15 protein-coding genes are annotated in these 17,705 nt (G+C 53.1%); 5 read left to right on the top strand and 10 right to left on the bottom strand.

From position 1 onward, the window contains the following. Positions 1–70: 70 nt before the first annotated feature. Both EDC54_RS16725 and udp read right to left on the bottom strand, forming a co-directional pair. The gene (locus tag EDC54_RS16725) at positions 71–853 is read right to left on the bottom strand and encodes a tyrosine-protein phosphatase (protein WP_132458998.1); all 783 of its coding nucleotides are present in this window, start codon (positions 851–853) and stop codon (positions 71–73) included. A gap of 147 nt (positions 854–1,000) precedes the next feature. Further along, positions 1,001–1,771 (bottom strand): uridine phosphorylase, encoded by a 771-nt coding sequence (gene udp / locus EDC54_RS16720; protein WP_132458995.1) that lies wholly within the window; start codon positions 1,769–1,771, stop codon positions 1,001–1,003. 324 nt (positions 1,772–2,095) lie between these two features. Here udp and EDC54_RS16715 point away from each other — a divergent pair, with 324 nt between their 5' ends. Then, complete coding sequence (locus EDC54_RS16715) at positions 2,096–2,923, top strand: dienelactone hydrolase family protein (protein WP_132458992.1); 828 nt, start codon at positions 2,096–2,098, stop codon at positions 2,921–2,923. A 94-nt stretch (positions 2,924–3,017) separates the two neighbouring features. Here the strand turns inward: EDC54_RS16715 and EDC54_RS16710 are convergent, their stop codons facing one another. Then, positions 3,018–4,682: a methyl-accepting chemotaxis protein gene (locus EDC54_RS16710; protein ID WP_132458989.1), complete on the bottom strand. Its 1,665-nt coding sequence runs from the start codon at positions 4,680–4,682 to the stop codon at positions 3,018–3,020. A 679-nt stretch (positions 4,683–5,361) separates the two neighbouring features. Further along, a complete protein-coding gene (gene metE, locus EDC54_RS16705; protein ID WP_132458986.1) occupies positions 5,362–7,626 on the bottom strand; it encodes a 5-methyltetrahydropteroyltriglutamate--homocysteine S-methyltransferase in 2,265 nt (754 codons plus the stop codon). 104 nt (positions 7,627–7,730) lie between these two features. Here metE and metR point away from each other — a divergent pair, with 104 nt between their 5' ends. Then, the gene (metR, locus tag EDC54_RS16700; RefSeq protein ID WP_132458983.1) at positions 7,731–8,666 is read left to right on the top strand and encodes an HTH-type transcriptional regulator MetR; all 936 of its coding nucleotides are present in this window, start codon (positions 7,731–7,733) and stop codon (positions 8,664–8,666) included. Here metR and EDC54_RS16695 read toward each other — a convergent pair. From EDC54_RS16695 to EDC54_RS16670, 6 genes are all read right to left on the bottom strand, one after another. Next, positions 8,572–9,471, bottom strand: coding sequence for a carboxylate/amino acid/amine transporter (locus EDC54_RS16695; protein WP_132458980.1), 900 nt, complete (start codon positions 9,469–9,471; stop codon positions 8,572–8,574). The genes metR and EDC54_RS16695 overlap by 95 nt on opposite strands. 250 nt (positions 9,472–9,721) lie before the next feature. Beyond that, positions 9,722–10,441, bottom strand: coding sequence for a lipid IV(A) palmitoyltransferase PagP (pagP, locus tag EDC54_RS16690; RefSeq protein WP_132458977.1), 720 nt, complete (start codon positions 10,439–10,441; stop codon positions 9,722–9,724). Between the two features lie 275 nt (positions 10,442–10,716). Continuing rightward, on the bottom strand, positions 10,717–11,538 hold the full coding sequence (gene cysE / locus EDC54_RS16685; RefSeq protein ID WP_132458974.1) for a serine O-acetyltransferase: 822 nt from the start codon (positions 11,536–11,538) through the stop codon (positions 10,717–10,719). Between the two features lie 252 nt (positions 11,539–11,790). After that, positions 11,791–12,810, bottom strand: coding sequence for an NAD(P)H-dependent glycerol-3-phosphate dehydrogenase (gene gpsA / locus EDC54_RS16680; RefSeq protein ID WP_132458971.1), 1,020 nt, complete (start codon positions 12,808–12,810; stop codon positions 11,791–11,793). Next, positions 12,810–13,280 (bottom strand): protein-export chaperone SecB, encoded by a 471-nt coding sequence (gene secB, locus EDC54_RS16675; protein WP_132458968.1) that lies wholly within the window; start codon positions 13,278–13,280, stop codon positions 12,810–12,812. The genes gpsA and secB overlap by 1 nt, the downstream gene beginning before the upstream one ends. Before the next feature lie 189 nt (positions 13,281–13,469). After that, positions 13,470–13,901: a rhodanese-like domain-containing protein gene (locus EDC54_RS16670; RefSeq protein WP_132458965.1), complete on the bottom strand. Its 432-nt coding sequence runs from the start codon at positions 13,899–13,901 to the stop codon at positions 13,470–13,472. Positions 13,902–14,270: 369 nt separating this feature from the next. On the opposite strand from EDC54_RS16670, the gene envC reads away from it, so the two are divergent. From envC to rfaD, 3 genes are all read left to right on the top strand, one after another. Continuing rightward, positions 14,271–15,572: a murein hydrolase activator EnvC gene (envC, locus tag EDC54_RS16665; RefSeq protein ID WP_132458962.1), complete on the top strand. Its 1,302-nt coding sequence runs from the start codon at positions 14,271–14,273 to the stop codon at positions 15,570–15,572. Positions 15,573–15,574: 2 nt separating this feature from the next. Next, a complete protein-coding gene (locus tag EDC54_RS16660) occupies positions 15,575–16,522 on the top strand; it encodes a divergent polysaccharide deacetylase family protein (RefSeq protein WP_132458959.1) in 948 nt (315 codons plus the stop codon). A 245-nt stretch (positions 16,523–16,767) separates the two neighbouring features. Further along, complete coding sequence (gene rfaD / locus EDC54_RS16655; protein WP_132458956.1) at positions 16,768–17,700, top strand: ADP-glyceromanno-heptose 6-epimerase; 933 nt, start codon at positions 16,768–16,770, stop codon at positions 17,698–17,700. Positions 17,701–17,705 lie beyond the last annotated feature (5 nt).

The raw sequence follows: 17,705 nt of genomic DNA, 5'->3' as shown, positions 1-17,705 counted from the left end.
GCTTTACTCTTCCATTCCATTATCACCGTTTCTGTCCTGTAAAGAGATTCGCCAATAAGATGAAGAAACCTTACACCAGATATTTATCCTGCAAATAATTCCGCGCACGATTATCCAGACCGTATTCCACTTCAAGCCAGCTGTCGATCGAACCGTGTCGTTCGTAAATCGCCTGCAACGCCGTCGCGATAAACTCTTCCTGCACCGACAGCACATAGGAAAACTGCGTCAACGCTTTCTCATTCAGCGTTTCTGACAAATGCGCCAGCAGCCGTTGGCGAAAAGGCGCCAGCGTTGTGTCGGTCAGCAGGTAATCTTCCATTACCGTTTGTTCATCGGCCCCCAACGCAAACATGATCAGCGCCGAGCCGATACCCGTGCGATCTTTCCCCACAGCGCAGTGCTGTACCAACCCGCCCTCATCCGGCTGTAAGAGCAATGACACCAGTTGCTGGTAAGCGGAATTGGCAAAAGGCAAACGGCGATACAGCTCCAGCATGAATGCCCGCGAGTCAAACGTCGCCAGCACATCAGACCCCAATGAGTCCAGATTAGCGGTGACTTCATGGCGCAAAGGATTGGCCGGATAGGCGTGATAATGGGCTCCGGTCCATAGTATATCGGGCTTCTGCGCGATTTCCTCCGCATCCCGATAGTCCACCACATGGGAAACAGGCACACCCGCAAGGTGTTCACAGTCGGCCTGACTCAGTTGATCCAGCGAACCGGAGCGAAAAAGTTTGCCGTGTCGGATAAATCGCCCATCAGCAGCGCGGTTACCGCCCAAATCGCGGAAGTTGATTCCGCCGTCCAGCGGCAGTAAAGAGGAATGAAGCAACGTTGATTCGGTCATACATCTCCTTGCGAGGTTGAAAGGCGAGCAAGGCAACCGTATTACACGCGCTAAGCACGGTACAGGTTAACCCGATGAACCTGAAGAGGTTATCAGGATACGGGCTGGTTCCCTTGATGACCAGCCCCAAATACCCTCAATTCTTGCTTATTCCGCGGCTAACAAACGACGCGTGGCATCCAGCAGCACCTTAATCACGGTGGTTTCCGCCAGTTTCATGGTGGCTGCATCCGGAATTTCCTGTTGAGTACGGTTCACGATCACGCCGGCAATCATACCGGCTTTTAATCCCTGACTGGCGCACATGGTCAACAAGGTGGCGGATTCCATTTCATAGTTCAGCACGCCCATGCTCTGCCATTCTTCCATCGATCCGCGGAAGCGGCGCACCACGCGTCCAGAGTAGGTGTCATAACGTTCCTGACCGGGATAGAACGTATCGGAAGACGCCGTGATGCCCACATGCAACGCCGCACCCGACGCCTTCGCCGCCTCCACCAGCGCGGTAGTACAGCCGAAATCGGCCACGGCCGGGAATTCCATCGGCGCGAAATGCAGGCTCGCGCCGTCAAGACGGACGGCGGCGGTCGTCACTAAGATATCCCCGACGTTGATCCCTGGCTGAATGGCCCCGGTCGTGCCAACGCGCAGAAAAGTACGGATGCCAAGTTGCGCCAGTTCCTCCACGGCAATGGACGTTGACGGACCACCAATACCGGTCGAACAGACAATAACGGCTTTTCCTTCCAGCTCTGCACGCCAGGAGGTAAATTCACGGTGTGATGCCAGATGTACCGGGTTATCCATCAGTCGGGCAATTTTCTCAACACGCTCAGGGTCGCCGGGCACGATAGCCAGCGTCGCGCCCTGTAAATCGTTCTTGACCAGACCAAGATGGAACACATCAGATGTAGACATAACTGCCTCCCGGGCAATCAGTTGGGTATTCAGTAAAATCACGTCGGAGGCGTCAGAAACTCAGTTACTCATCGTCTGCCGCGTCCGCCGAATTCATGACTCTAGCGCATCACTGCGCACTTTTAAGTGATGAAAATCACTCACAAAAAAGAAACGACAATCAACATACATAATAATTGTGATTTAAATCACCATTTCTCCGGCAAAAAATTCATTTTTGCCGATGAATTGTCTTCTAGTGTAGATTCTTTCATCATCGACTGGATTTATGACAAATCCCCCTTGCACATGAAAACCGGCAGGCCGGTAGCAGGAGAGCGCGTAATGAAGACAGATGAACAGACAATCCTCACACGTATCCAGCCGGGGCTGTCCCCGGCGGTGGAGCCGCAGACCGCCTCCATCATTACCACGGATTCTGCCGGTATCATCGCCAACGAGACGACGATCCCTTCTCAGGGTGAACAACTCCCCGCTTATCTCGCCAGACCGGCAGATCATAATGGCTCGCTCCCTATCGTTCTGGTGGTGCAGGAAATTTTCGGCGTTCATCAACACATTCAGGATGTGTGCCGCAGATTAGCCAAACAGGGCTATATGGCCATTGCGCCAGAGCTGTATTTTCGTCAGGGCGACCCCAGCCGCTATAACGACATTCAGCAAATCCTGAACGAACTGGTTTATCAGGTGCCGGATACGCAGGTGCTGTCCGATCTCGATCACACTGCCAACTGGGCGATTAAACAGGGCGGCGACGCCGGTAAGCTGGCGATCACGGGTTTCTGTTGGGGGGGCCGTATTGCCTGGCTCTACGCCGCGCACAACCCGCAGCTCAAAGCCGCCGTTGCCTGGTATGGCAAGTTTACGGGTGAGAAGACGCTGAATAGCCCCAAACATCCGGTCGATATTGCAACGGAATTAGAAGCCCCGGTGCTGGGGTTGTACGGCGCGAAAGACGAAAGTATCCCGCTGACACAGGTCGATACCATGCGTCAGGCGCTGCGCGCTGCGAACGCAACGGCAGACATCATCGTCTATCCGGATGCCGGGCATGCATTCCATGCCGATTATCGCCCCAACTACCATGAAGAATCCGCGCGCGACGGCTGGCAGCGAATGCTGGCGTGGTTTCAGAAAAACGGGGTGGCATAGCGTACATTCACGCTGTTTTACGCAGGGTGAAATGAATCATGTAAAAACGCCACCGGCAGCGGTGGCGTTTCCATGTGACGTTCCTGCGCGGGTGTTAGAACGTCGTCCAGTCGCCGTTGTTGCGCGGCTCTTTCTCCACCTTCACCGGCGCTAAAGACAGTGTTGGCGCAGGCGTCGAAACCGGTGCATAAGAGGCGGCTTTACCGTTGTCATAGGACAAAAGCTTAAACGCGCTCACCGCTTCCGCCAGAGTAGAAGCCTGCGCTTGCAGAGACTGGGCCGCAGCGGCGGATTCCTCAACCAGAGCGGCATTCTGTTGGGTCGTGGTATCAATCTGCCCAATCGCCAGATTCATCTGGTTAATCCCGTCGCTCTGTTCACGGCTGGCCTGTGCAATTTCACTGATGATATCGTGTACATTCTGCACGTGAGCCGTTAATCCGCCCATCGTCTCTTCAGCCGTATCGACAAGCGCCATACCTTCGCGGACTTTACTCACGGAGTCATCGATCAAATCTTTGATTTCACGTGCGGCTGTCGCACTGCGCTGCGCCAGAGAACGGACTTCTCCTGCGACCACCGCAAAACCGCGCCCTTGTTCACCGGCGCGTGCCGCTTCAACCGCCGCGTTAAGCGCGAGAATATTGGTCTGGAAGGCGATGCCGTCAATCACGCCAATGATCTCCGCCATACGCTGAGATGAATCATGGATCCCGTGCATTTTTTGTGTCACGGAAACCATGACATCACCGCTTTGTTTCGCCGCCCCTGAGGCTTTATTCGCAACGTCCGTCGCCTGAAGCGTGTTTTCCGCCGTATTTTTAATGGTGGAAGCGAGCTGTTCCATTGACGACGCCGTTTCTTCCAGAGAGCTAGCCTGCTCTTCAGTACGGGAGGATAAATCCTGATTCCCCGCTGCAATTTGTGACGCCGCCGTTGAGATCGTTTCCGCGCCATCACGCACCTGCCCGACAATCGAACTCAGGCTGGTATTCATGCGATCCAACGCTTGCAGCAATAACCCGGTTTCATCTTTGCTGGCAACCGCGATACGTGAAGTCAGATCGCCCTGCGCCACACGGTCGGCAACCTGCAATGCCTGTTGTATCGGCCGGGTTACGCTAAGGGTGATCCACCAGGCAACCAGCGCGCCCAATGCAGCACCCAGCAGCAGAATAAACAGCAGAATCATGCGAGTCTGGCGATAAACGTCCGCCATGTCATCAACCGATGCATTCATCACATCATTATGGGACATCACCAATTGTTTTACTGAATCGCGGTATTTACGTTGCACTACGTTCAGGTTGTTATTGAATTCCGCGATCGCCAAATCGTTATTACCCGACATCGCTTCGCGGATTATTTTATCGCCAGATTGTATAAACTCGGTACGCAACGCGCGAATAAGCCTGATCTGTTGCTGAAAATGCTCGCCTGATGCATGATTTTCCAAATTATCCATCAGCCGGCCAATTTCCTTACGGTAAGCCATAATGCGATCGACATATCTTTGGCGCTCTTCCTGATTGGATACCAGGACCATCTGCAAATACGCGGCAAAATGCCCATTCACGTTATCGATAAGGTCATTAGCATTTACCGTTTGTGGGTACACCTCTTTCACAATATCGCTGGCGCTATCCTGAAAGCTGGACAGTTTAGACAGCGAGAAAAAACTCACGGCAAACAACATCAGAATCAAGATGGCAAACCCGCCACCTAATCGATAGCCAATCCGCCAGTTCACTAAATTCACATCTCACTCCTTTTAGGTAACACCTAATAATGATGACTGCGCACGGTTCTCGTCAAATAACGGCGCAGCGCGGAGAAACCATCGTTTTCCCCGGAAAAATAATCATACTTAATCGTTAATAAAATATACTCACAAGGGAGTAATTGCGTGTGTATTTCAATATCAATAACACGTTAAAAAAGACAAAAGCGTTGCTCTTTTGATACCTACCGAGCCGTCTCTTTGCCATTTACCTTATCGGCACAATGTTTCTTAGCTTTAAGACCGTATTACCTAAGCACTTGAAGAATAAAAATTTAGATGATAGGAAAATACGAGAAACAGAAAAATAACAGACTCATTGAGGCAAAAAAACAAGGGAGATACTGCGGTGATTTTATTAAAAGAAAGACAATATTTTTAATTTCCGATAAGAGAAGATATTTAAAGGGGAAATAATAAATCATCGTAATGAAGAAAAATAACACGTATTCCCCTCTACGCTAAATAGTTTAAATTGCAGGGCAAGCGTTAGCATTTTACACAACGCATGGCGGGTTTCCTGAAGGTAAAGCACCAGACGAGTCAGGTATGAAATAAAGCCAACCTACGCACCGCTCGCATCGATAACCGGCAGATGCGTAACAGGTGAAAAAAATCAGGGAGGCCATAGCCTCCCTGATATCCCGATACTCAGAAATTACTGGGTTTCACGCAGACGCTGTGCTGCCTGAACCATATTCGCCAGCGCCTGACGCGTTTCCGTCCAACCACGGGTTTTCAGACCACAGTCCGGATTCACCCACAGGCGTTCAGCGGGAATACGCTGCGCCGCTTTCTTCAGCAGGGTTTCCATCCATTCCACGCTTGGCACGTTCGGGGAGTGAATATCATAAACGCCTGGGCCAATTTCATTGGGATATTCGAACTCTTCAAACGACTCCAGCAATTCCATATCGGAACGGGAGGTTTCAATCGTAATCACGTCCGCATCCAGCGCAGCGATGGAATCCATAATGTCATTGAACTCGCAATAACACATGTGCGTGTGAATTTGCGTGTCATCTTTTGCCACGGCGGCATTCAGGCGGAAAGCCTCCACTGCCCAGGCCAGATAAGCATCCCAGTCGGAGCGGTGCAGCGGCAGACCTTCACGCAGCGCCGGTTCGTCAATCTGGATGATACCAATGCCGGCGGCTTCCAGATCCGCCACTTCATCACGCAGCGCCAGCGCAATCTGCTTGGCGATGGTTTCACGCGTCACGTCTTCACGCGGGAACGACCAGCACAGGATAGTAACCGGGCCTGTCAGCATGCCTTTCATCGGCTTATCGGTCAAAGACTGCGCGTATTTCGCCCACTCAACGGTGATCGCTTCTGGACGGCTGACATCACCAATAATGACCGGCGGCTTCACGCAGCGGGAGCCGTAGCTCTGCACCCAGCCGTTTTGGGTAAAGACAAACCCCTCCAGATGTTCGCCGAAATACTCGACCATGTCGTTACGCTCGGCTTCGCCATGCACCAGCACGTCCAGCCCCAGACGCTCCTGCTCAACAACGGCTTGTTTGATGTGCTCGGCAATGCCGGTACGGTAATTGTTGCTATCCAGACGCCCCTGTTTGAAATCCAGACGCAGGCCGCGAATTTCGGTGGTCTGCGGGAAAGAACCGATCGTCGTCGTCGGCCATGCCGGTAAGTTAAAACGCTTGCGTTGAGCCGCGGCGCGGATCGGATAAGGATTCTGACGTTGGCTGTCCCGTGCGGTAATGCCAGCCAGACGCTGCGCAACCGCCGCATTGTTGACACGGCTCGAAGAACGACGCGCGCGGATCGGGGCGCTGTAGGCTTCCAACGCCTGACCGTTGCCGCTATTTAGCGCCTGAGACAACAGAGACAGTTCCGCACACTTCTGAATCGCAAAGGCAAACCAGCTCTTCACTTCATCATCCAGACGCACTTCCACACTCAGATCGATAGGGCTATGCAGCAGTGAGCATGAACTTCCCAGCCACAGTTCGCGCGTTCCCACCAGTGGTTGCAGGCGCTCGAACCAGCGGCTCAGATCGGCGCGCCAGACGTTACGCCCGTTAATCACCCCTAAAGACAGTACCCAATGAGCAGGCAACTGAGCGTTCAGCGTCGCGGCATCGTCCTTGCCGTGAACCAGATCGACATGCAGCCCCTGAACCGGCAGCGCTTTGATGGTTTCCAGATTCTGACTCACGCTATCGAAATAGGTCGTCAGCAGCAGTTTCACCTGTCCCTGTAACTTATCGTAAGCGGGTTTAAACGCCGCCAGCCACTCTTGCGGCAATTCCAGCGCCAGTGCGGGTTCATCAATTTGTACCCACTCAATGCCGCGTTTCGCCAGTTCAGCCAGCACCTGCTGATACACCGGCAGAATGTCCTGCAACAGCGACAGGCGATCAAACTGTTCACCCTTCACTTTGCCCAGCCAGAGGTAGGTCACCGGCCCCAGCAGAACAGGTTTAACCTTGTGACCCAGCGCCAGCGCTTCATCCACTTCATCCAGCAGTTGCGTCCAGGTCAGCTTAAACTGCTGTCCCTTGGTGAATTCCGGCACCATGTAGTGATAGTTTGTATTAAACCATTTGGTCATTTCTGCCGCCGCAGCCGGTTCCCCGGTGGGCGCACGTCCACGGCCAATGCGGAACAGCGTGTCCAGATTGACGGAACCGTCTTCATTCTGATGGCGCGTCGGTACGTTTCCCAGCAGCAGACTGGTGGTCAGCACATGGTCATACCAGGCGAAATCACCCACTGGCAGCAGATCAACGCCAGCATCCTTCTGTTGTTGCCAATGACGCGCCCGTAGCTCGCGCCCAACGGCCAGCAACTCGTCCTGTGTCGCGTTACCTGCCCAGTAGCTTTCCTGCGCTTTTTTCAGTTCGCGGCGGAGTCCAACGCGCGGAAAACCCAGTGTGTGATTCAAAATCGCCATCGTTAATTCCTCATTTAGCCGTCCAGATGTTTACACATCCATAATCCGCAGGTAGTGTAGTAATCACAAGCGCAATTTATTCACTGTCACTGTGAAGGACTCTCATGATCGAATTTAAACACCTGCGAACGCTGCAAGCACTGCGCAATACCGGATCGTTAGCCGCCGCTGCCGCTGCGCTTCATCAGACTCAGTCAGCGCTATCCCATCAGTTCAGTGATTTGGAACAGCGCCTTGGATTCAGGCTATTCGTGCGTAAAAGTCAGCCGCTGCGCTTTACGCCTCAGGGAGAAATTCTGTTGCAATTGGCAGAGCAGGTGCTGCCGCAAATCCAGCAGGCGTTGCAGGCCTGCCATGAGCCGCACCAAACCACGCTGCGTCTGGCCATTGAGTGTCATAGCTGTATTCAGTGGCTGACGCCGGCGCTGAATGAATTTCATCAGAACTGGCCGCAGGTGGTGATGGATTTCAAATCGGGCGTGACATTCGATCCTCAACCCGCGCTTCAGCAAGGCGAGCTGGATTTAGTCATGACTTCCGACATCATGCCGCGCAGCGGTCTGCACTATTCGCCCCTGTTTGATTTTGAAGTCAGGCTGGTGCTGGCTCCTGAACATCCGCTGGCGGGAAAAGAGAAAATCGAACCGGAGGATTTCAGCGCCGAAACCCTGATGATCTATCCGGTACAGCGGCAACGACTGGACGTCTGGCGTCACTTTTTGCAGCCCGCAGGCATCAGCCCTGCGCTGAAAAGCGTGGACAACACGCTGCTGCTGATTCAGATGGTCGCCGCCCGGATGGGGATTGCGGCGCTGCCGCACTGGGTGGTGGAAAGCTTCGAGCGTCAGGGGCTGGTGGTGACCAAATCGCTGGGAGATGGGCTTTGGAGCCGGTTGTACGCTGCCGTCCGTGACGGAGAACAGCGCCAACCGGTGATTGATGCATTTATTCGTTCGGCGCGTCAGCACGCTTGTGAGCACTTACCGTTCGTGAAGGACGCTTCACGACCCAACGCCGGTGCACCCACAGTGAAGACGTAATGATCGTCGTGCCCACAATGAAGCTCAGCCAGTCCGGCGTCTTATGCCAGATAGCAAAGTTGACCAAAAGGCCTGCCGGCACGTGAAAGTTATTCATAATACTCAGCGTTCCGGCATCCACCTGAGTCGCGCCATAGTTCCACATAAAATAACCGAGACCGGAAGCGCCGATCCCCAGCCATAGCAGCACGCCCCACTGCAAAGTCGTCGTGGGCAATTTATCCAGATTACCGAAGAGCAGCCATGCGACTATCGTCACGATTGCCGCCCCCAGATAAAACCAGGAAAATGCGCAGTGCTGCGGTACCGGATAACGCTCCATCAGGCGCTTATAGCCCACCTGTCCCGCGGCAAAACACAGGTTAGCGGCCTGCACCAGCAAGAACCCCCACCAGAAATGCTCACTCACGCCGTGATAATGAATGACGGCAGCCCCAACCACCGCCAGCAGCGCACTCATCGCGTAGCCCCAACGCAGAGACTGGCGGGCGAGCAAATCGTAAACCAGCGTGACGTACAGCGGCGTCATCACCGTAAAGAGTAAAAACTCAGGCACGGTCAGATACAGGTAAGCCTGGAAGACGAACAGGTACATGATACCCAGTTGGCAAGCGCCAACTATCAGATACAAGAAAATGACGCGCGACGCGTAGCCGCGAAAGCGTAAGAACGGCAAGAACACCACTGCCGCCGCCGTCAGGCGAAACATCGCAGAAAACCAGCTATCGACCTGCCCCGCCAGATATTCGCCAATCAGGCTGAATGAAAATGCCCACAAGATAGTAGTAATCGTAAGTAATGGCACGACAACACCCGTTCAGGAAAAAGTATTGTCATTGTAACTGATATGGTTGAATGGATTTTATCAAATATGGTTTACATAAGATTAAAAAACAACCAATAGAGAAGTAAATGCAATAGTAAAGAAACGTGACGTAAAATAACTGCTAGCAAAATGGCATTTTTGCCATTAAATATCGCCGATGAATACTGCGTTTTACCGGAAAAACGGGGCCTCTTTTTGGTAAAATAAAAGAGGCCCGGTGACCTAAGAATTAAATCTGCCATCTGAACCAGGCGAAGAAAACATTACCGTTATTGTATGTGCCGGGAATATATGTCGCCTGGAAAGAGAGCTTGTTATAGCTTATTGATGCCAGAGGCAACAACACAGGGATCGGGATATACTTCCAGTTATCACGCATCGTTACGCCCGCCGTAAAACCCAGTCCTAGTTGGAAATCCTGATCGCTGGTTGGTCGCCAGCGTTTTTCATAGCCATAACCACCGATAGGCTCCCATTTATTATAGGAGTCTTTGAATGCCATGATATAAAGCCCATGCCAATCCCCATCCTTATCCAGACGGGAAACACCATAGCCCGCGCCCCACGGACTTTCATTATATCTATCGGTCTTATCTTTATCGTATGTCCAGCGGTTATGCCAGGTGATTGCCGGAATATAGATATCGTGATTTTGCGGCGCATTCCAGGTGGTAGATAGATTATTTTTACTCCGCTGCCACCAGCTTTCATCCTTCTTTTCCGACGCCGGATGAGAGTCTGCGTCGGCGGGATGACTGGCAGCACCGTTATCATCCGCTAAAGAATCGCGGATCAATATATCGCTATCATTCACACTCTGCGGGTGATATGTCTGATTGCCGGCATCACTCGCCTCAATATGATTTATGTTCCCTGCCGCATAGCTTAAAAAAGGCACCACAGACGGCGTAATCAAACTCAATGTGATTAAAGTCTTCTTCAAATACATATAAAGATTCTCTGCTACCTCGTCACGATTTTATTCAAACCCAGGTGATTTAAAAATTATTTCTGCCCGCTACCCAAACAATATATAGGCTAATTTCGACAACTTGCCTATGTAAACGGAAAATCAGCGCTTTCTATCATGAATGAATAAAGCAGCAATAGTTAAATGGGATGCCATTCAGGCATCATTTCAGATATATCTGAGCCAAAAGAATAAAATTCCGCCTTATTTATCGGCGGTTTTTGCTCAGACCAAAGCAGGGAGATCGCAACGGATTATATACCGTCGCCATATTCAAAGCCGCGGTTCACACCGTTAAAATATTGATTCATATCCATTGCTGGCTTATCGCTTTCGGGACGACCAACAATGCGTGCAGGAACACCCGCCGCTGTCGTGTGAGCCGGTACAGGCTGCAACACAACGGAACCCGCACCAATTTTCGCTCCGCAACCCACCTCGATATTTCCCAGAATTTTAGCGCCGGCGCCTATCATCACGCCTTCACGAATTTTAGGATGGCGATCGCCACTGGTTTTACCGGTACCGCCCAGCGTAACAGATTGCAGGATGGAGACATCGTTTTCCACAACGGCGGTTTCACCGATCACAATACCGGTTGCATGATCGAGCATAATCCCGCAACCGATTCTCGCCGCCGGGTGAATATCAACGCCGAAAGACACCGAGATCTGATTCTGGAAATAGACCGCCAGCGCTTTACGATCCTGCGACCAAAGCCAATGGCCAATACGATAAGCCTGTAATGCATGAAATCCTTTCAGGTAAAGCAGCGGCGTAGAGTATTTATCCACCGCCGGATCGCGCAGGCAGACGGCCTGAATATCCCGTGCGGCAGAAACAATCATCTGCGCATCGGCGCGATAAGCTTCTTCCACCACCTCACGAATGGCAATCGCAGGCATAATGGCATTAGCCAGCTTATTCGCCAGCATGTAGCTCAGTGCGCTCCCCAGATTCTCATGTTTGAGCAATGTCGCATGAAAAAAGCTGGCCAGCATCGGCTCACAGTCCGCCAGACTGCGCGCTTCCGCCTTAATATTGTTCCAGACCAGTTCCAATTCTTCTGTCGACATTGCCTTACTCTCCGAGATACCACACGCCGCAACACATATCCGTTCTTCCAAACGACAGACTTATCTGCGCCGTCGTTCGCACATAAAAACGAAGATACTATGCGCTTCCCAGATTAGGAAGCCCAGCCTATACCCGTCATATGCCAAGGTTGCGTGCAAGCTGACTGTGTTCAAATACTCGGCCCGTCGTGGGCCTCGCCCTAAAGGGTGCTGCACGAAACCCGGATTATTCAGCGTATAGAATGGCGTGTTTTATAATTTGGCGGTTTCGTCTTTACGCGTGCGCCCTAGCAGGCTTAACGCGGCCTCTCTGGCATCTTTACCGCAATACAAAACCAACCAGAGTTGCTCTGTAATCGGCATTTCAACGCCGTAACGCTGCGCCAACGCCAGGACTTCTTTCGTATTACGATACCCTTCAACAACCTGACCAATGCTGTCCTGCGCGCTCTGCACATCCATCCCTTGTCCCAGCATCATGCCAAAACGTCGGTTACGGGACTGATTATCGGTACAGGTCAACACCAGATCGCCAAGCCCGGCCATCCCCATGAAGGTGGTGGGATCCGCTCCCAGTGCAACGCCTAGCCGGGTCATCTCCGCCAACCCGCGCGTGATCAGCGCCGTGCGCGCATTGGCGCCAAACCCAATTCCGTCGGACATCCCCGCACCGATAGCGATGACGTTTTTCACCGCCCCGCCCAGTTGGACACCGATGAAATCCGGGTTACTGTAAACGCGGAAACTTTTCCCGCAATGCAGGCGCCGTTGCAGATCGTCGGCAAATTGTTTGTCCGTCGACGCCAGCGCGATGGCCGTCGGCAGGCCGGCGGCCAGCTCTTTGGCAAAGGTCGGCCCGGACACCACCGCCAACGGGATAGTTTCGCCTAACGCTTCACGCGCAACGTCCTGTAGCAGACGTCCGGTTTCCGCTTCCAACCCTTTTGTCGCCCACACGATACGCGCATCGGCACGCAAATAAGGTTTCAGCTGACGCAGAACATCGCCAAACACATGACTTGGCACCACAACCAGCACATCGCGGCTGTCTGCAAGCGCCTGCGCCAGATCGGTTTCCAGTTGGAGCGAATCGGGAAACGGCACATCGGGCAAGAAGGCCTGATTACATCGGCTGGCCTGCAACGCCCGGATATGTTCAGGGTTATGGCCCCACAGCACGACCCGGAGGCCATTGCGCGCCAGCGTAATGGCCAGTGCGGTGCCGTATGAACCCGCACCAATAACGGTCATAGAAGCGTCAGACGCGTTCATCAGGCATCCTGATTCTGCGCGGCGCTTTCACCTTCGGCCTGCTGTTGCAGATAATTCATAAACAGCGCATCAAAGTTAACCGGAGCCAGATTCAACTGCGGGAAGGTGCCGCGAGAAACCAGACTGGTAATGCACTCACGCGCGTAAGGGAACAGAATGTTCGGGCAATATGCGCCCAGACAGTGCGCCAGTTGAGTTCCTTCGATACCGCCAACGGTAAAGATACCACCTTGTTGAACTTCGCACAGAAAGGCCGTTTCTTCACCTAAAGAAGCCGTCACGGTCACTCGCAGCACAACCTCATAGATGTCTTCAGCCAGTTGGCTGGAAGCCGTATCCAAATCCAGTTTCACCTCAGGCTGCCATTCCTGTTGAAACACCTGCGGCGCATTCGGCGCTTCAAAAGAGATGTCTTTGGTGTAAATGCGTTGGATCTGGAAAGCCATTTCTGTGTTGTTTTGTTCAGACATATAAGTAATACCCTTTTGTTAGATTTGCTTGACGTCTTCCGTCGTCATAAGGAGGCGGACATCAGCACATTAATATCATTGTCGTACTGCAATCAGCCTGTCGGTTATCCGGTCAAAATCATCAACGCTTTTTGTTACACGTCGCCGACTGCGCATGACGCGTCGCGGATAGTTTTACCACAAACCGGTTTATTTACCGCGAACTAAAGGCAGATTCTCGCCACTCCAGCCGGCCAGGCCGTCTTTCAGTATTTGCACTCGTTCAAAACCCGCTTTGTGCAAGTGCTCAGCCGCCTCACGAGAGGAGAGGCCGTTGGCGCATACCACAATAATCGGCTGCGACTTGTGTTTTTCCAGTTCACCGATACTGCCGTTCTTAATGTCGCTCGCCTGTAGGTTAAATGCGCTGGCAATATGGCCACGGCGATAGTCGTCACGGTTACGAATATCCACAACAACGGCATCTTCTTTGTTAATCAGTCGGATCGCTTCACCGCGGACGACTTCTTTCACTTTTGACAGTTTACTCTTAACAGTCAGCACAATTACCGCGACCAACAGCGCAACCCAGGCAATGCTCAAAATAGGGTGCTTGCTAACGAATGGCATAATCTCTTGCATGGGGTGTAACGACTCCCGGATTAGTTAATCAACAAAAATAAAGGTTCCTGAGTATACCTGCGCGATACGGCAATTACAGCCTGTAAGCCAACATAGCGTATCGAATCTGCGGTGCGATACCCAAAATTTCTGGGAAAATGTTTAACGCCCTACCCGTAACGGATCGCGAAGAAGACAACCGCGACAGCGCGCCGTTAAAGATGACGCGTCAAATACCATCATTCAACCCTTTTATGCGCGGCGCTTTCCATTTATTGATGTTGATACGCCGAACTCCCGGCCTTTGTGCCATGCTTGTCACGTCTGGAAATAGAAATCCCGCCAGAGACGACTGGTAAGTGGCTGTTCATCGTGGAATAATTCATCGCTATGAGTAAAAACGCGTTCTTTGTACAGAATCGAGTGGCATGTTGCGCCGATCGTCATGTATCCGCATTACACAGGCTGCTCTCCCGCTGCGTCAGCGTGCTCTGCGTTGGCGTCTTGCTGTTGCCCGTCATCAGCCAGGCGGAAGACAATCAGACGCAGCTCAAAACCCTGCAACAAGATATCGCCGCAAAAGAAAAACGCGTCCAGCAGCAGCAAAAGCAGCGCAGCGTCCTCGTCCAGCAGTTGAAAAAGCAGGAGCAATCCATCTCTCAGGCCAGCCGTCAACTGCATGAAACGCGGAATACGTTGTCCAAGCTCAATAAAGAATTATCCAGCCTCAGCGCCTCTATCGCCAAACTGCAATCGCAGCAGGAAGCACAGCAAGCGCTGCTCTCCCGTCAGCTTGATGCCGCCTTCCGGCAGGGGCAGCACAGCGCATTACAGCTCCTGTTGAACGGAGAGGAAAGCCAGCGTAGCGAACGCATCCTCGCCTATTTTGGTTACCTGAACGAGTCCCGACAGAAATCCATTAACGACTTGCAGCAAACGCGCACGGAGCTCGCCAGCCAGCGGCAACAGTTAGAACAGAAGCAAACGCAGCAAAAAACGCTGCTGAGTGACCAACAGCAACAACAGCAAGCGCTGGAACAGGCGCAATCGGAACGAAAGAAAACGCTCTCTACGCTGGAAAGCTCGCTGGAAAAAGATCAACAGCAGCTGACGGAACTGCGTCAGAACGAAGCCCGACTGCGCGATCAGATTGCACGCGCCGAGCGGGAAGCCAAGGCGCGCGCCGAACGGGAAGCCCGTGAAGCCGCCAAAGTGCGCGCGAAAGAAGAACAGGCCAAACGTAGCGGCAGTCGTTATAAACCCACGGAAAGCGAGCGCTCATTGATGGCGCGAACGGGCGGTTTAGGGCGGCCTTCCGGTCAGGCGGTATGGCCGGTACGCGGACGCATCGAACACCGCTTCGGCGAACCACTGCAAGGCGAGTTACGCTGGAAGGGGTTGGTTATCGCCGCCCCGGAGGGAACCGAAGTTAAAGCCATTGCCGATGGCAACGTACTCATGGCCGACTGGCTTCAGGGCTATGGTCTGGTAGTGGTTGTGCAGCATGGTAAAGGCGACATGAGTCTGTATGGCTATAACCAGAGCGCACTGGTTTCCGTTGGCGCGCAGGTTAAAGCGGGCCAGCCTATCGCGCTGGTCGGCACCAGCGGCGGGCAGAGCCAGCCCGCGCTGTATTTTGAAATCCGTCGTCAGGGTCAGGCGGTCAATCCACAACCTTGGCTAGGGAAATAGTCTTGCCTTATTTAACCCAAAAACCGCTCTTGGCGTTGAGCCTGCTCCTCCTTTCCCCTTTGGCGTTGGCGGGCAAACTCGCCATCGTGATCGACGATTTCGGCTATCGTCCGCATAATGAGAACCAGATTCTGGCCATGCCAACCGCGATTTCCGTCGCGGTTTTACCCAATGCGCCTTACGCCCGTGAAATGGCGACCAAAGCCCACCAGCAAGGGAGAGAGGTGCTGATTCACCTACCGATGGCACCGCTGAGCAAGCAGCCACTGGAGCGAGACACGCTGCGTCCGGACATGAGCGGCGACGAGGTGCAACGCATTATTCGCCAGGCGGTCAACAAAGTGCCTTACGCCGTAGGGATGAATAACCATATGGGCAGCGCCATGACCGCGAGCCTGCCCGGCATGCAAAAAGTCATGCAGGCGCTGAGCGCCTATCAACTCTATTTCCTCGATAGCATGACAATCGGCAGCAGCCAATCGAGTCAGGCCGCAGCGGGAACAGGCGTCAAGGTCATCAAACGCAAAGTCTTTCTGGACGATTCGCAAAACGAAGCCGAGATCCGTAAACAGTTTTCGCGCGCGGTGCAAATCGCCCGCCGTAGCGGTTCCGCCATTGCCATCGGCCATCCGCATCCTTCAACCATCCGCGTCTTACAGCAGATGCTGCCCACGCTGGGCGCCGATATCGTCTTGGTTCGCCCCAGTCAGTTGCTGAATGAACCGACGCGGCAATATGAGCCTCAACCACAGCCGCCCGTCAAACCGCGTCATCCGTTCCGCGGTATACCGCAATGTCGGGCCAAGCAGCCGCCGGCACCGGTGAAAAATGATGTATTCCTCAGACTATTGAGCAGCAGCATTCAGGAAAGCGCACCGGTGAGGTTTATCCAGCAGCGCTGGCAAACCTGGGTTGCCCCAGACGGGGTCGACACACGCAAGCAGCCGTAATTTCAGGCACGCCGTTCTCAGCCATCGCGCTGACTCAACAGAGAATGGCCGCATGCGGCCGCTCTGAACGCATGGCGTCAAACGCTGTTCATCGCCATCACGCGATTAAAGAGAGGGGGTAAACCCGGGCCAACACGGGATAAAATAACCTCTGGCTGTTTGCAATAAAATGAAATGCTATTATAGCGGTCATAGACAGAGTGAGGCGCGGTGCTTCACCAACAAGATTAACAAAGGTCACGCCCATGATTATCGTTACTGGCGGTGCCGGTTTTATCGGCAGCAATATCGTAAAATCTCTGAACGACATCGGCTACCGGGACATTCTGGTGGTCGATAACCTGAAAGACGGCACCAAGTTCGTCAATCTGGTCGATCTGGATATCGCGGATTACATGGATAAGGAAGACTTTATCGCCAGCATCGTTGCAGGCGACGATCTGGGCGACATCGATGCCGTCTTCCATGAAGGCGCCTGCTCTTCGACTACCGAGTGGGATGGCAAGTACATGATGGACAACAACTATCAGTACTCCAAAGACGTGCTGCACTACTGCCTCGATCGCAGTATTCCATTCCTGTACGCCTCTTCCGCCGCCACCTATGGCGGCCGCAACGATAACTTTATCGAAGAGCGTCAATACGAGCAGCCGCTGAACGTCTATGGCTACTCCAAGTTCCTGTTCGATCAGTATGTGCGTGAGATTCTGCCGCAAGCAGAATCGCAGATCTGCGGCTTCCGTTATTTCAATGTCTACGGACCGAGAGAAGGCCACAAAGGCAGTATGGCGAGCGTGGCATTTCACCTGAATAACCAGATCAATCAGGGCGAAAATCCGAAGCTGTTTTCCGGCAGCGAGAACTTCAAACGTGACTTTATCTACGTCGGTGATGTGGCTGCCGTTAATCTGTGGTTCTGGCAGAACGGGGCTTCCGGCATTTTCAACTGCGGCACGGGTCGCGCAGAATCCTTCCAGGCTATCGCCGACGCCACGCTGGCGTTCCATAAAAAAGGCAGCGTGGAATACATCGAGTTTCCTGAGAAGCTGAAAGGCCGCTATCAGGCCTATACGCAGGCCGATCTCACTAAACTGCGCGCGGCAGGCTATGACAAGCCGTTCAAAACCGTCGCCGAAGGCGTGGCGGAGTATATGGCCTGGCTGAACCGTACCGTTTAATCGGA

Source organism: Samsonia erythrinae (genome assembly GCF_004342665.1).
In the GTDB taxonomy this organism is placed as follows: Bacteria; Pseudomonadota; Gammaproteobacteria; order Enterobacterales; family Enterobacteriaceae; genus Samsonia; species Samsonia erythrinae.
This window is presented reverse-complemented; position numbering and strand designations above follow the sequence as displayed.

What these genes read in the sequence shown, in the direction of transcription:
- EDC54_RS16725 (WP_132458998.1), bottom strand. Translation starts at nt 853, where the DNA reads ATGACCGAATCAACGTTGCTTCATTCCTCTTTACTGCCGCTGGACGGC.
- udp (WP_132458995.1), bottom strand. Translation starts at nt 1,771, where the DNA reads ATGTCTACATCTGATGTGTTCCATCTTGGTCTGGTCAAGAACGATTTA.
- EDC54_RS16715 (WP_132458992.1), top strand. Translation starts at nt 2,096, where the DNA reads ATGAAGACAGATGAACAGACAATCCTCACACGTATCCAGCCGGGGCTG.
- metE (WP_132458986.1), bottom strand. Translation starts at nt 7,626, where the DNA reads ATGGCGATTTTGAATCACACACTGGGTTTTCCGCGCGTTGGACTCCGC.
- metR (WP_132458983.1), top strand. Translation starts at nt 7,731, where the DNA reads ATGATCGAATTTAAACACCTGCGAACGCTGCAAGCACTGCGCAATACC.
- pagP (WP_132458977.1), bottom strand. Translation starts at nt 10,441, where the DNA reads ATGTATTTGAAGAAGACTTTAATCACATTGAGTTTGATTACGCCGTCT.
- cysE (WP_132458974.1), bottom strand. Translation starts at nt 11,538, where the DNA reads ATGTCGACAGAAGAATTGGAACTGGTCTGGAACAATATTAAGGCGGAA.
- gpsA (WP_132458971.1), bottom strand. Translation starts at nt 12,810, where the DNA reads ATGAACGCGTCTGACGCTTCTATGACCGTTATTGGTGCGGGTTCATAC.
- secB (WP_132458968.1), bottom strand. Translation starts at nt 13,280, where the DNA reads ATGTCTGAACAAAACAACACAGAAATGGCTTTCCAGATCCAACGCATT.
- EDC54_RS16670 (WP_132458965.1), bottom strand. Translation starts at nt 13,901, where the DNA reads ATGCAAGAGATTATGCCATTCGTTAGCAAGCACCCTATTTTGAGCATT.
- envC (WP_132458962.1), top strand. Translation starts at nt 14,271, where the DNA reads ATGAGTAAAAACGCGTTCTTTGTACAGAATCGAGTGGCATGTTGCGCC.
- rfaD (WP_132458956.1), top strand. Translation starts at nt 16,768, where the DNA reads ATGATTATCGTTACTGGCGGTGCCGGTTTTATCGGCAGCAATATCGTA.